The sequence below is a fragment of the Cupriavidus sp. GW821-FHT07C08 genome, from assembly GCF_059419025.1.
This window is the reverse complement of sequence record NZ_JBWKQZ010000053.1, coordinates 1-13,518: the sequence shown is the minus strand read 5'-3', so window position 1 is coordinate 13,518 and position 13,518 is coordinate 1. Positions and strand designations below refer to the sequence as shown.

General features: G+C 59.7%; 9 protein-coding genes and 2 pseudogenes. 8 read left to right on the top strand and 3 right to left on the bottom strand.

Features of this window, described 5'->3' with window-relative positions:
* Positions 1 to 173 precede the first annotated feature (173 nt).
* Positions 174 to 3,896, bottom strand: coding sequence for a hydantoinase B/oxoprolinase family protein (locus AC07UK_RS37480; RefSeq protein WP_492316716.1), 3,723 nt, complete (start codon positions 3,894 to 3,896; stop codon positions 174 to 176).
* A gap of 632 nt (positions 3,897 to 4,528) precedes the next feature.
* Entirely contained in the window at positions 4,529 to 5,548 is a 1,020-nt protein-coding gene (locus AC07UK_RS37475) for an IS110 family RNA-guided transposase (protein WP_494688173.1), read from the bottom strand.
* A gap of 181 nt (positions 5,549 to 5,729) precedes the next feature.
* On the opposite strand from AC07UK_RS37475, the pseudogene AC07UK_RS37470 reads away from it, so the two are divergent.
* The 6 genes and pseudogenes from AC07UK_RS37470 to AC07UK_RS37445 all read left to right on the top strand — a co-directional run.
* Positions 5,730 to 6,672, top strand: a pseudogene (locus AC07UK_RS37470) (transposase); the annotation flags it as partial.
* Between the two features lie 682 nt (positions 6,673 to 7,354).
* Positions 7,355 to 8,872 carry a group II intron reverse transcriptase/maturase gene (ltrA, locus tag AC07UK_RS37465; RefSeq protein WP_494688170.1) on the top strand — a complete coding sequence of 506 codons (1,518 nt, stop codon included), beginning with the start codon at positions 7,355 to 7,357 and terminating at the stop codon, positions 8,870 to 8,872.
* An 83-nt stretch (positions 8,873 to 8,955) separates the two neighbouring features.
* Positions 8,956 to 9,507, top strand: a pseudogene (locus tag AC07UK_RS37460) (transposase); the annotation flags it as partial.
* Positions 9,508 to 9,519: 12 nt separating this feature from the next.
* Entirely contained in the window at positions 9,520 to 9,735 is a 216-nt protein-coding gene (locus AC07UK_RS37455; protein ID WP_492316720.1) for a hypothetical protein, read from the top strand.
* A 42-nt stretch (positions 9,736 to 9,777) separates the two neighbouring features.
* The gene (locus AC07UK_RS37450; RefSeq protein WP_492316721.1) at positions 9,778 to 10,020 is read left to right on the top strand and encodes a hypothetical protein; all 243 of its coding nucleotides are present in this window, start codon (positions 9,778 to 9,780) and stop codon (positions 10,018 to 10,020) included.
* 27 nt (positions 10,021 to 10,047) lie between these two features.
* The gene (locus AC07UK_RS37445; protein WP_494693916.1) at positions 10,048 to 10,416 is read left to right on the top strand and encodes a calcium-binding protein; all 369 of its coding nucleotides are present in this window, start codon (positions 10,048 to 10,050) and stop codon (positions 10,414 to 10,416) included.
* A 520-nt stretch (positions 10,417 to 10,936) separates the two neighbouring features.
* Here AC07UK_RS37445 and gcvA read toward each other — a convergent pair.
* Positions 10,937 to 11,875, bottom strand: coding sequence for a transcriptional regulator GcvA (gene gcvA / locus AC07UK_RS37440; RefSeq protein ID WP_492316723.1), 939 nt, complete (start codon positions 11,873 to 11,875; stop codon positions 10,937 to 10,939).
* Between the two features lie 143 nt (positions 11,876 to 12,018).
* Here gcvA and AC07UK_RS37435 point away from each other — a divergent pair, with 143 nt between their 5' ends.
* Together AC07UK_RS37435 and AC07UK_RS37430 are read left to right on the top strand one after the other, a co-directional pair.
* Positions 12,019 to 13,245 carry a CaiB/BaiF CoA transferase family protein gene (locus AC07UK_RS37435; protein WP_492316724.1) on the top strand — a complete coding sequence of 409 codons (1,227 nt, stop codon included), beginning with the start codon at positions 12,019 to 12,021 and terminating at the stop codon, positions 13,243 to 13,245.
* Entirely contained in the window at positions 13,242 to 13,508 is a 267-nt protein-coding gene (locus tag AC07UK_RS37430) for an acyl-CoA dehydrogenase family protein (RefSeq protein WP_494688172.1), read from the top strand. Before AC07UK_RS37435 ends, AC07UK_RS37430 begins: the two co-directional genes overlap by 4 nt.
* Positions 13,509 to 13,518 lie beyond the last annotated feature (10 nt).

Below are 13,518 nucleotides of genomic sequence, written 5' to 3'. Positions count from 1 at the left end.
GTCTCAGGCTGCACTTCTCCTCCAACGGAGTCAAAGTTGACTTAGGACCCTTTTTATGAGGAAACGGGTTCAGATTGCTAACAAACTCTTGAAGGACGGGCTGGTCGGGCGCGGCGCTGTTGCCGGCGCAAGCCTTTGCCAGCCGCCTCGGGTGCTTATCACCACGCCGCTTTTCATGCTACGTACCCCATTTCCGAGTCGCGGTGACGCGCGTCGTTGTCACGCGCTTCGGCGCTGCCAAAGCCCGCGCCGCCGGGAACATCGATGCGCAACACTTCGCCGGAGCGAACCGTCTGCAAGCCTAACGACTTGAGGGTCTCGCCGGTGGTGAGGCCAACCCATCCCGGTGCCCCGTCCATGCCACCATTGCGGCCTCTCGCAGGGTTGCGCACACGGTCAAAGAGACCAAAGAACTGGAATGAAGAGCCGTCACGGGTGGACACTTCCACGCGCTGACCCAGGCCGCCTCGCCATTTGCCGGCGCCTCCCGATCCGGGCAGCAGCTCCTTTTTCCATATGACGATGGGAGCAACGCTTTCGCAGATCTCCACTGGGATGGAACGGATGCCGCTTGGGAAGCAAGTTGCGGAGAGCCCGTCGCTGTTCGGACGCGCACCTGATCCTCCGGAGTTGAAGAACAGGATTTCGAATCCCTGCTGTTGCTCGCTGGTGCCACGCAACTGGAGGCCCCAGTTGCATGCCGCACCCTCTGCCGGCACGCTGTCAGGCATCGCAGCCGCAAGCGCTCCCAGAACGACTTCCGGCAGAAATTGCCCGATGATATGTCGTGCGCAGACCGGGGCCGGGCGCTCCACATTGAGAATCGAGCCCACCGGGGCATTGACCTCGACAAGCGCAAGCGAACCGGCATTGTTGGGAACGGACGGCGCGACCGCCGCCCTGACTCCGAAGGAGGCATAGGCCCGCGTGTAATTCAGAACCAGATTGATTCCACGCTGACTGGCGGCGGAAGTGCCATCGAAGGTCACTGAAACGCCATCTTCGGAGATCGTGACCTGGCATTCGATATGCACTGGAGTATCGTAGCCATCGAGCTCCATGCTGTGGTGAAACGTACCACGCGGCAGTTTCTCGATCGCTGCGCGCATGCCGGCGGCGGAGCGTTCGCAAACAAAGGCGCTTATCCTTTCCAGCCCCGCTTCACCCAGCTCATCCAGTGTTGCCACCAATCGCCTGCCGCTGCTCTCATTGGCGGTGACGTAGGAAAGGATGTCGCCAATCACTGCCTCGGGTTGACGCACATTGACTCGCACCATCTCCAGAAGGTCTTCATTCAGCTGGCCTTTTCGCGCCAGCTTGAGCATTGGAATCTGAAGGCCTTCTTCATATACGGATTTTGCGTCCGGCCCCATGCCAAGGCCGCCGATGTCGACCTGATGACAGGTACAGGCAAAAAAGCCGATGGGCCGGCCAGCCTGAAATACGGGCGACAACACAGTAATGTCGTGCAGGTGCCCCGAGGCAAGCCACGGGTCATTGGTAATGAAATGGTCGCCTTCACTCATTTCCGCGAGCGGGTACTTCTTCAGGAAGTGCACCGTGCATGCGGCAAGGGAGTTCACGTGGCCCGGTGTTCCGGTAACCGCCTGAACGACAAGGCGTCCCTGCAAATCGAAGAGTCCGGCTGCCAGGTCGCCGGCTTCCCGTACGGTCGGCGAGAATGCTGTCCGCATCATGGTGCGTGCCTGCTCTTCAACCAGGGCATTGAGTCGGTCCCACAGGACTTGCAGGCGGATGCTGGCAGGCATTTCGGCTCGGGCGATAGCGGTGCCTTGGGCGCCGGACGCCTGATAGCGCAGGAGCTGGACCTCTCCGGTCGTCCCAAGTGCAAAGGTGAAACCCAGCGGTACCACGACCGTTGTTTCATTAGTTGCGAGCAGAGCCGGCGCCGGTAGAGGATCGGCCAGCCGGAGCTCGGCAATGCGATGAACCGCGTAGCTTTCCCAGGTTCTCGCACCTTGGTCGAACGCATCGCGGAATCTGGGAGACGCCGCTCCCATCGTCCTGGCTGCGGGTGAGTGCCCAGGCATGGGAGCGGGTGTCGCCTGGACGTCCGAGGCTTCAACCCGGATGGTCCAGCCGAGGATCTCAACCTGTCCTGCTTCGACCGTGCGGCCGTAGGATGCCTCGTAGGCCGCCTCAAAGGCCTGCCTCAGGGATTCGCCGTCACCAGCGTGGAACCGCCGGGACGGCAATTGGACACGAATCTCGTGGCCTTGGCCTTGGTAGCGCATCCAGGCCATGCGATGCTCTGTCATGGGCTGCGTCGAGGCAGCTCGGCGAACCAGCTGACGCAGGTCTGCGATGAGGGCATCGGCGATGGCATTGGCCGAATCGGGATCGAATTGCGCCGTGCAAAGAAGGACGCTGCGGGTGGCTTCGAAAGAGACAGGCGCCCGGAGAAAGCCCAATGCGGAGCCCACACCCGCGCCGACAGGGACGATCACATGGTCCAGCCCCAGTTTGGCGGCGAGGCGAGCGCCATGGAGCGGGGCCATGCCGCCAATCGCGATGAGGGTGCGGCCATCGAGTCCCTTGCCGACTTCCACGGCGTGTTCGCGCACCGCACTGGCCATGTTCTCATCGACAATTTCACACACGCTCCAGGCGGCGTCCTGGGCTGACATGCCGAGCGCATCGCCCAGTTGTTCATACGCACGCAGGGCTGCGCCTGGATCGAGCTTCATCTTGCCGCCGCCAAATTCGTCGAGGTCGATTCTGCCCAGCAGCAGGTGTGCGTCCGTGACCGTGGGTACTGTGCCGCCTCGGCCATAACAAGCAGGCCCTGGCACCGAACTGGCACTTTCAGGTCCCACCTGCAGCCGTCCGAGCGTGTCCCGGTGCGCGATGGAGCCGCCACCGGCGCCGATCTCAGCCAGTTCGATGACTGGAAAGCGCAGCGGGATGCCGCTTCCGGCCTTAAAACGGGCGATACGCGCGACTTCCATTGAGCGCGCAGTCTGGGGCACGCCATTATCGATAAAGCAGAGTTTCGCTGTCGTCCCGCCAATGTCGACGAGCAGCGCACGATCCAGCTTGAGCGTTCGCGCAACATGGGCGGCGAGAATGGCTCCGCCTGCCGGCCCTGATTCGAGCAAGCGCACCGGAAAGCGTCGCGCTACTTCGGCTTCACACAAGCCGCCATTGGAGAGCATCAACATCAATGGCGCGGCGATGCCGAGGGTCTCCATTTCGCGCTCAAGGCGCTCCAGGTATCCCGCCATGACGGGCTGGACGTAGGCGTTCGCGCAAACGGTGGCAAAGCGTTCGTACTCGCGAATTTCAGGCGCGACTTCGCAGGACAGGGAAACGCGTATCCCGGGACGCCATGCGCGCAGCAGTTCCGCAGCCCGACGTTCGTGTTCCGGATTGGCAAAGCTATGCAAGAACCCGATCGCGACAGCTTCCACCTTTGTTTCATCCAGCGTCGGCAACAGTTCTCGCAAGCCCTCCTCATCCAGGGGAACCAGGATCTTGCCATCTGACGCCAGGCGCTCCCGCACTGTCAGCCGCAGGTAACGTGGGACGAGCGGCTCTGGCTTTTCTACATGGAGGTCATAATGGTCGTACCGGCTTTCGTTGCCCATTTCCAGGGTATCGCGAAACCCCTCTGTCGTAAGGAACGCGATGCGTGCGCCACGACGCTCGATGACTGCATTGGTCGCCAATGTCGTGCCGTGCACGAGGCTTTTGACATCAGCCGGTTGAAGGCCCGCTGCAGCCAGTATCTGGCGGGTGCCTTCCACAACTGCAACTTCTGGTGCGTGGGGCGTTGTAAGTACCTTGAGGAAGTGGTGACGCACGGCGCCATCGTGAAAAGTCTCAAGTGCGAAATCGGTGAACGTACCACCAATGTCAATACCCAGCCTGGCCATTTATTAAAAACTCCTCGCCGTGACGTACGGGGCTATTTCTCGATGGAGACGGGAGATATAGCCTCGGCGTACCGTTACTTGATCAATACAATGCATTGCCGCTCATTGTATGAACCGAGGTTTGCCGCAGGAGTATTGATTCGGCGGAACATTGAGGATTGCGGAACTTACGTACTGGGAGTGCCGTATCCTGCATATTTGCTCGGTCGAGAGCCATGGTGTCATGGCTGCTCTCCTCAGTGCCGGGTGCCACCTATTAATGATGCCAAAGGCGGAAGTGAGGCTTTGGACGGTCTTTCATCGCTCGCTGCAGAGGGCTTCGCGCTACTAACCCCCGGCGTCAGAATAGTTTATATGAACGCCCCCGATGCGCTAGGTTTTCTTGTGTTCTGCTTCAACAGGATAGGTTGCAGCTTTATATGCGGCCTTCCGCAGCATACGCTGCTGGCCCCGATGAAATCCGCTGACTCGCTCCTAATTTGTCGCACGAGCTGAACGCTCTAACTATTCTTCAGGTTTAGCGAATCCCGGTCCGACCTGTCTTGTCATCACACTCGATTGCCAACGCAACCTTTCGACGTCATCCTGTAATCTTCGCGGTCTACCCCCCCGTACTATCTTCTATTTTGAAGTCAAGCCGGTCGCGTGCTCACGTGATCCTGCTTGTATGGCTTGTCATGCGCGAGGATGGCCCAGATAGTTCGAGCCATCTTGTTGGCGAGTGCTACGGTGACCACGTTCACCGGTCGTCGTTTCTGCATTTGTTCGGCCCACGCTCCAGCATGCTTCGCGTGGGAAAGCACGCTACGTGCGCCGTGGATCAGAAGCGTGCGCACATACGTGTCGCCGCGCCGGCTAATTCCCAGTAGCTGGACCTTTCCGCCGGTGCCAGTCTGCCTGGGTACGAGACCGAGCCAGGCGGCAAACTCGCGCCCGGACTTGAACGCCTTCGCGTCACCCATGCTCGCGACTGTGGCCGTCGCTGTTAGCAAGCCAACGCCCGGGATCGCGGCAATTGCCTTGCATGCCTTGTCTTCTTTCATCCATGTTTGCAAGCGCCGTTCAATGTCTGCGATTTGCTTGTCGAGGCGCTCAAGGTCATTCCACAGCTCGCGTAACGATTCGATCAGCATTGCTGGCAGCCGCTCCGCGAGCCTTGCCAGCACCCCGGGGATCGCCTTGTCCAGTGCGGCGCGGCTCTTGGCCATCACCTCGCCGTATTCGGATAGCAGTCCCCGCAGGCTGTTCATCTGCATCGTTCGAAACTTGACTTTCTGTTGCCGCAACCGATGTAAAGCTAGTACGGCCTGCTGCGCTTCGGTCTTCACTGCGACGGCTTTGCTTGGCATCTGTGTGGCCATCCAGATCGCACGCGCATCAGCCGGGTCATTCTTGTTGCCGATCACGAAAGCCTTGACGAACTTCGCCGGCATCAGCTTGATCTGGTGGCCCATCTCGGTCAATCGCCGTGCCCAGTGCTGGGAACCGCCACAGGCCTCCATGCCAATAAGGCACGGTTCGCGATTCGCAAAATGTTCCAGGAACACGGCGCGCTTTAGTTGCTTGTTCACAATTTCGCCTGTGTCAGCATCCACCCAGTGAAGCTGGAAGACACTCTTCGCGATATCCACCCCGACCGTCGTACGCTTCATTTCGAACTCTCCGGTGATGAAGTCAGTGATCATCTTCATTTTGGCCGCATCGATGACGTTGAAATGTGGGGAATCGCTCATTTTGCGCCTCCGTATCTGGCGGTAGGTGGGGGCGTTCATACCATTTGTCGTGTTACCTGATCTCGATTGACCCAGTCTGGGGGCGGTAGAGTCAGAGTGAATGAGAGCCTATTCAGCAGAGAGAAAGGAAGCACTGTTGCGCCGCATGATGCCCCCCCGAGAACGCGTTGGTGTCGGCGCTGGCAAGGGAGACTGGAATCACTGAGCAGACGCTGTATGCTTGGCGTCGACAGATGAAAGCGCAAGGAGTCCCGGTGCCGGGAGATGGAAAGAACCCCGAGGCCTGGTCCTCGGAAGACAAGTTTGCGGTGGTGCTGGAAACCGCGCCGCTCAATGAAGCGGAATTGGCCGAGTATTGCCGCCGCAAGGGTCTTTATGCGTAGCAGATCGCTGCCTGGCGAGAGGTCTGTCGATCGGCCAATGCCAACGCAGGTGAGCAGGCGCGAGAGCAACGGCTTCAGTCGAAAGGAGACAAGAAGCGCATCCAGCAGCTTGAGAAGGAATTACAGCGAAAGGAGAAGGCGCTGGCGGAAGCGGCCGCACTGCTCATCCTGAGAAAAAAAAGCCCAGACGATTTGGGGAGAAATAGAGGACGACTGATCAGCGTCCCAGATCGCCTGTTGTGTATATCGCTGATTCGAGAGGCAGAACACTCTGGCTGCCGACTGACGCAGGCTCGCGACGAGTTGGGTCTGAGCCTGCGCACCTTCCAGCGCTGGGTTCGGGATGGCGACGAGGTGGTCGCAGATGCTCGCACCACCACTGAGCGGCCAGCGCCAGCCAGCAAGCTAAGCGAGCCGGAACGCCAGCAGATTCTTGAGGTGGCCAACAGCGTGGAGTTTGCCAGTTTGCCGCCCAGCCAGATCGTACCGACGCTGGCGGACCGCGGCCGGTACGTGGCCTCGGAGTCGAGCTTTTATCGTGTCTTGCGTAGCACGTCGCGGCAGCATCACCGCGGTCGTGCACGCAAGCCGTCGGCCCGGGTGGTGACCAGCCATTGCGCCACCGGACCCAATCAGGTGTGGAGCTGGGACATTACCTGGAGTACGCCCAGCCAGCGTAGCCCGCCCGTTTGGGGGTGAAGCTGCTTGAGCATGTTTGGAATGCAGGACCCGGCGGAATTGAAATTGTGCAGTACCGGGGCATGCCCTTCCTCTGCTGCGAGAGGAAGTGAGCCGAAGCGGCGGTGACCTGCTGACACTGGCAGGGTGACGTAGTCCGTGGGAAACGGGGCTTGCGGCGAAGCGGTTACGCCAAGATGAGTCTCTAGGCTGAGCATGGGACGGTTGAGGAACACGAACCTGTTGAAACGCATCTGAGGGTTGAAATGTCACCCCTGCCCACACCGCTTGATGGGCATGACGCGAGCTGTTACCGGGCACATCCATGGCCCGGTGGCACGAATGCTACTTGGATATGTAAGCCGAGCAGCAAGGAGCCATGGGGAGCGCGCAGCTAGACCGTGGTGTTCGCGACGACTTGCGGCAAGCAAGGATAAAGACTGCGACAGGCAACCTCGCCCATGCGTTGAGTCCAGCATGTGAACTGGGGAAGGTTTGCACAGATGCCAAGGGAGTGTGCCCCCGATGATGTGCAAACTGGCGGAGCCTCCGTAGTAGTCCGAGGTCGGGAAAGCCGGCCACATGGCGAAGGGAGGCAGTTGAAGTGGTTTGTTTGGTTAATTAGCTGACTTTAGTGAGGTGAAGACCTTTGATAATCAGTGAAATGCAAAGCAAACTGGCGACATGGTCGACGGAGGACAAAGAGCGAAAGTTCGATCGACTCCTGAGACTGATTGCCAATAGGGATTGGCTGAGCGAAGCGGCTCGCATTACACTGGCCTCCAGTGGAGCCCGCACGCCGGGCGTGGACGGGGTCGACAAGTGCATGATGGAAGAGAATCTCCAGCATGAACTGGCGACGATACGCGACGAGTTGCTGACGGGCTCATATAGTCCGCTGCCTGCACGACGCGTGTACATACCGAAAGCGAACGGAAAACTCAGACCTCTCGGCATACCGAGCCTGCGGGATCGGATCGTGCAACGGGCAATGTTGATGGCGATGGAGCCGATATGGGAGAGCGATTTCCACCCGGCTTCATATGGCTTTAGGCCTGCCCGTAGCGTACATCACGCGATTCGCGCGGTGAAGCTCCAGCTACAAGACAGCGGTGAACAAAGTACTGCGGGACGTTGGGTTATCGAGGGCGACCTCGCCAGCTACTTTGATACGGTTCATCATCGGCTGCTTATGAAGGGGATTCGCAAGCGGATTGCCGATCAGCGCTTTCTTGCCCTGCTCTGGAAGTTCATCAAGGCAGGTTGTGTTGATCGCGAGCTGTTTCGTGCTGCAAGCGAAGGCGTTCCTCAGGGCGGTGTCATCTCGCCTCTCTTATCCAACATCATGTTGCATGAGTTCGATGCGTGGATGGAACGGAACTACCTGAACAAGAAAGTGCGGAAGGATCGGTGGGCGTGGAACTTCGCAATTCTTAAACAGCGACCCATTGCTGTTCGAGAAAGCCGGCAGTGGAAGCCAGCAGTGGCCTACTGTCGATACGCGGACGACTTTGTGATTGTGGTAAAGGGCACACGCGAACATGCCGAGGCAGTACGCGAAGCATGTCGTGGGTTCCTTGAAGGCGAGTTGAAACTCACGCTGAATATGGAGAAAACCCATATCACGCATGTGAACGACGGCTTTGTCTTCCTCGGCCACCGGATCATTCGCAAGCGTGGGCCACGCGGCAGCATGAGGCCTGTGACGACCATACCGTGGGAGAAGTATCGCGGCTTTGCCGGGAGGCTCGTCAAGCAACTGTCGGGCAACTACGGCATGAACCGGATGGACCTGATGGAAAGCCTGAATCGGCAGATCGTTGGCTGGGCTGCCTTCTATCAATACACCGACTACACAGCCACCATGTTCAAAAAGCTGGACCGATCTGTCTTCTGGAAGTTCGGGTACTGGCTTGCGCGCAAATATAGGCGGGGGTTCCGCTCGCTGATGCGCGACCATGTTCTGGCGCCAGCGCCGGGACAGGCGAAAACATGGGTGTTGGAGGGCCTGAATAGTCGGGGATGGTATGGAGCGGTGGCGCTTCGGCGTCTGGTTACCAGTCGCAAAGGTCGTTTTACCTGGCGCACCCTGATGGAAAATCCGTACATCCTGCGCGGTGAGACACGCCGTACCATCGAGTCGCGCTACCCCGATGTCGCCTTTGCTATGAGCAACACTTGAACGGAGAGCCGGATGCGTTGAGAGGCGCAAGTCCGGTTCGGAGAGGAGAGGCAGGGAAATAGTCCGACTACGCCCTGTCTCTTACTCTACTGCCAGCGGAAATCAAGGGCCAGTATTACTACTGGTACATGATACTGGACGTGTTCAGCCGCAAGATCGTCGGTCATGATGTGCATCGGGCGGAATCGGCGGAGTTGGCGGCGTTGCTCATGCGGCGAGCCAGTTTGGCCGAAGGTCTGGCAGGACTTCCTCTGGTTCTGCACTCGGATAACGGCGGTCCAATGAAGGGCGCGACGATGCTGGCCACCCTGGAAAACCTGGGGGTGGTCGCTTCGTTCAACCGGCCGCGCGTGAGCAATGACAACCCCTACGCGGAGTCGTTGTTCCGAACCTGCAAATATCGGCCGGACTACCCGCGCCAGGCGTTCGACAGCGTGGACGAGGCACGCGCATGGACGCAGCGATTCGTGCGCTGGTACAACCACGAGCACAAGCATAGTGGACTGAAATTCGTGACACCGGTGCAGCGCCACGGTGGCGTAGCCGCGGCGGTCCTGGCGCACCGTGAAGCGGTCTATGCTGAGGCTAAGGCCAGAACGCCCGAGCGTTGGTCCGGGCCGACGCGGAACTGGAGTTAACTGCGCGTCATGGACATCCTTGACGCCCTGCGCCTAGCCCCGAGTGCCGACTTATATCGCCTGTATCTGACCATCGGGGGGATGATCAACGATCCCAAGCGTATCCTCGAAGTCCGCAGGCACCTGCATATCGGCATGACTGTCGGCTACGTTGCGGACGACCTTACCCAGCCGATGCGCCAAGGGCGCATCCTTGAGTTGCGTCAGACCCAGGCTGTGGTCTAGGACATCGCCAGTGGCCGACACTGGAGCTTGCCCTAAGCCTCCGTGCTCGCCGAGCCCACTACCGCCGCACAGCAACCGCCGCACGCTTCACCGCCGCCGCCACCCCGGGCGCAGCGTGCGGACTTCCTCGTCGGCGATACTGTCAGCTTCACCGACCAGCACCTGCGCGAACGCATCGGCACCATCGTGCGCCTCAACCAGAAGACCGCCTCCATTCAGTGCGACCCGAACGAAGGTCACTGGCGTGTCTCCTTCGCGCTACTGCGCAAGGTCGTCGATCTCTGAGTATGCTTCGCCATTCGCACAATAAGAATGCCTAGACCCAAGTCCGACCAAGATCGTGAACACCGAATCACGATGGAGATAGTCGTCGACGCTTACAGTTCAGAGGAGCGGTCGATGGCATTGTATTACTACCTCGAGGAGCAACTCACTGTCCCGTTTGAAGCTGAGGTTCGCAAGCGATCGCCAACCTCGCTGCTCAACCCCGGCGACCGGGTTCAGGTGATCGCAATGGCGCCGGAGGACGTGTGCGAGTCTGAAGTCTTCGTGTGGATACGATGGGACAAGCGCAAGCTTGCTGTACCACTAGTGCAACTCGTGCCACTGGAGAGCGACGAGATGACGCAGCAGGCCCTTGCTGATTGGCAGTGCTGGCGGGACCGTGGCTATCAGTTCTGACATCAGATCGTCAGCCGTGATGCCATAGCATCCGACGCCCTCCACAATGCCAATGAACTGCCGGAGCAGTATTCCCAGGTCAACATGGGTTCTGCTGACGGATACCCCACTACCACCATTCTTCTGCTTGTTGACAAACGTGGGCGAGCCCGCCAGCTTCGTCCTGGCCGTACGAGCGAGGTCTGGTGGCCGGTGCCGCGCCTGTTTCTTCGGCAAACCGCCTTTCTACCACGACTGTCTACGCGCCCCGCGTCGACTCCCTCTCCATCCTTATCATGGCATCCCGAGGAAGACGTGTGCCGAATCTCGCCGTTTGCGCACGGGATGCCGCCGACCTTTGACGCAGCCAGATTTGTGCGGATTTACATCGCCATCGACACTGGTAGCCACTGGCACGCCGGCGCTGCGGCTACGCCAGGGCGGCGACGCAATTACCAGGTTTCCCGAGCTGGTCGGTCCTTCATCCTGATATGCCGGTAGAAATCCATCAATCAAAGCGTTGAAAACAAGGCTCGCCGGATCATGACACTGCTTGAGCCACCTGGGTTGCCTGAGCGGCCGCAAACACGCTGGCGAACTCACTGTCGAAACTCGCGCCCTCCTCCATCAGCCATTCGAAAAACGTCTTGACGACAGGGTCGTGCTGGCGTTCATTGCGTGTGATGATGAAGTAGCCGGGCGAGTCCAGCGTTAGGTTGCCAAACGGCGCCACAAGCTGGCCCGATGCAATGTCGTTCACCACAAGAGGCGAGTACCCCATGGCAACACCAATACCATCAATTGCTGCTTGAAGACAGAAATACAGGTGCTCGAGTTCCAGCGACTGCTCCGGCACCACCCGGCTGTGATGCGCCGCTGCGAGCCAGTCTTCCCACGCCGTGCGCCTTGCGGGGCAATGCAGGATGGTGTGGTGACTGAGGTCGGTAATGCTCCGCAAGGGCCGCTGCCTGAGCAGCGAGGGAGAACACACCGGAAACGAGCACTCCGAAAGCACGCGCATCTTGTTGAGCCCCACAACTTCATGCGGCTCGCGGCGGATTACCACATCGATGTTGGCAGGCAGCTTGCTCATGGGCTCCAGCCCGGTCGAAATCTGAACCTCGATGTTGGGATACCGCGCACGAAACTGCGCAAGGCGCGGAAACAGCCAGCGCATGGTGAATGTCGGCAGCGCATTCACCCGGATCACCTCGTGCGCGCTGATCCTGCGCGACGCAGAGGCAATCACCGAAATCGCTGGGCTGATGGAGTCCAGATACAGCCGCCCCTGATCGGTCAGCTCGACCGACTTACCCAGCCGGCGAAAGAGCTTCACGCCAAGCCACTCTTCCAGCGATTTGACCTGATGACTGACGGCGCCATGCGTGACCGACAGCTCGTCTGCCGCCTTCGAGAAACTGCGCAGCCGGCCCGCAGCTTCAAATGCGCGGATGGAATTCAGCGGGGGAAGTCGTTGCATACAGTGTTAGAACTCCTCACATGAGACGTCAGTTTAAATCAATTGTGCCCGCTTACAACCGATGTTTAAACTGAGAACGAGCCATTACCTCACATTCCATGGCGCGTTGATGTGAGGCTTTCTAAAATCAAGATGGAGAAAAAATGCTTTCAAGTAAGTTGATTCTAGATCTGAGCTGGGTGCTTGGCGGCCCGTTCGGCGGACAGTTGCTTGCGCAACTGGGCGCGGAAGTGATCAAGATCGAGACCCTCGACGGCGACTACGCACGCCAGATTCCTCCCGTAACAGACACCAGCGATTCTCCGTTCTTTCTCTCGGTGAATCGCGGAAAGCGCAGCGTGGCCATCGACCTGAAATCGCCGGAAGGCAAACAGGCATTCGATGATCTGGTGCGCAAAGCCGATGCCGTGATCTATGGCTTTGCGCCTTCCGTGCCAAAGCGGTTGGGTGTGGATTTCGAGACCCTGCGCCACATCAACCCGCGCATTGTGGTGGCGCAGATCGTGGGGCTGGACGACAAAGGCGAGTACGCCGATGCACCGGCTTTCGACCTGATGCTGCAGGCCATGTCGGGCGTGATGAGCATCACGGGTCAGGAAGGCGGCAAGCCATCCCGTGTGGGGTATCAGGTTGCGGATCTGGCGGGCGGCCTGTATCTGGCGTTGTCCACAACCGCTGCCATGGTGAAGGCATTGACCACCGGCGAAGGCGCGCACATCCAGATTTCCCTCTTCGACGCGCAGGTGGCCATGCTCACGTGGCAGGCGCAGAGCTGGCTCGGCGGCGGCCCGGCACCGCAGGCCACCGGCGCACGGCACGCCATGATTGCGCCGAGCGACATCTACCTTGCGGCAGACGGCAAATGGATTGCCCTTGCACCAACCGGCGAAGCATTCTGGCGGAAGCTGTGCGAAACCATCGGGCAGGCGGAACTCGCAGACGACGACCGCTTCAAGGACGGTGCCTCGCGCATCCGCAATGTGGGCGAACTCACGCAGGCGCTCAGCGCGGCCATTGCCACGCGCCCGTCCGCCGAATGGCTCAGCATTTTCAAGGCAGGCCGCGTGCCTGCAGCCGTGGTCATGAACGTGGACGAAGCGCTGCAGCACCCGTTGATCGAAGCCCGCCAGATGGTGGAAACGGTCAGCAAGCGGAAAGGCGACGCCACCGTGCGCATGCTCGGCAACCCGTTCAAGTATGCCGATATGCCCGAACTGGCCTACCCGCCCGCGCTAGGCGCAGACACGGAAGAGGCGCTCACGCGGATTGCCGGATACTCCAGCGCCCGCATTGCAGAGCTTTCACAAGCTGGCGTCATCCGCACCGCCACTGCCGCCACTGTCTCTACTACACAGGGAAATGCAGCATGACAGACGCACTCCACACAGGCGCATGGTGGGAAGCCGCTGCCGTGAAATTGCGCCAGACCGCGCGGCAGTTTGCACTGGATATCATCGCCCCGCTCTCTGCCCAGCCTTCGTCACAGCAGACATGGGCTGGCCCCGCATTGCGCCTCGCCTGCAAGCAGGGACTGGCCGGTATCGAGGTTTCCAAAGAATACGGCGGCCTAGTACAACATCCCGCAAATGGCTTTAATAATTATCGGGCTGCAGATATAGGTGCAGGAGCGTGACGACCACCTC

Excerpts from the sequence above, each read along its gene's own strand:
- AC07UK_RS37445 (WP_494693916.1), top strand. The coding sequence starts at position 10,048 with ATGCCTAGACCCAAGTCCGACCAAGATCGTGAACACCGAATCACGATG.
- AC07UK_RS37430 (WP_494688172.1), top strand. The coding sequence starts at position 13,242 with ATGACAGACGCACTCCACACAGGCGCATGGTGGGAAGCCGCTGCCGTG.
- AC07UK_RS37435 (WP_492316724.1), top strand. The coding sequence starts at position 12,019 with ATGCTTTCAAGTAAGTTGATTCTAGATCTGAGCTGGGTGCTTGGCGGC.
- gcvA (WP_492316723.1), bottom strand. The coding sequence starts at position 11,875 with ATGCAACGACTTCCCCCGCTGAATTCCATCCGCGCATTTGAAGCTGCG.
- AC07UK_RS37480 (WP_492316716.1), bottom strand. The coding sequence starts at position 3,896 with ATGGCCAGGCTGGGTATTGACATTGGTGGTACGTTCACCGATTTCGCA.
- AC07UK_RS37475 (WP_494688173.1), bottom strand. The coding sequence starts at position 5,548 with ATGAAGCGTACGACGGTCGGGGTGGATATCGCGAAGAGTGTCTTCCAG.
- ltrA (WP_494688170.1), top strand. The coding sequence starts at position 7,355 with ATGCAAAGCAAACTGGCGACATGGTCGACGGAGGACAAAGAGCGAAAG.
- AC07UK_RS37455 (WP_492316720.1), top strand. The coding sequence starts at position 9,520 with ATGGACATCCTTGACGCCCTGCGCCTAGCCCCGAGTGCCGACTTATAT.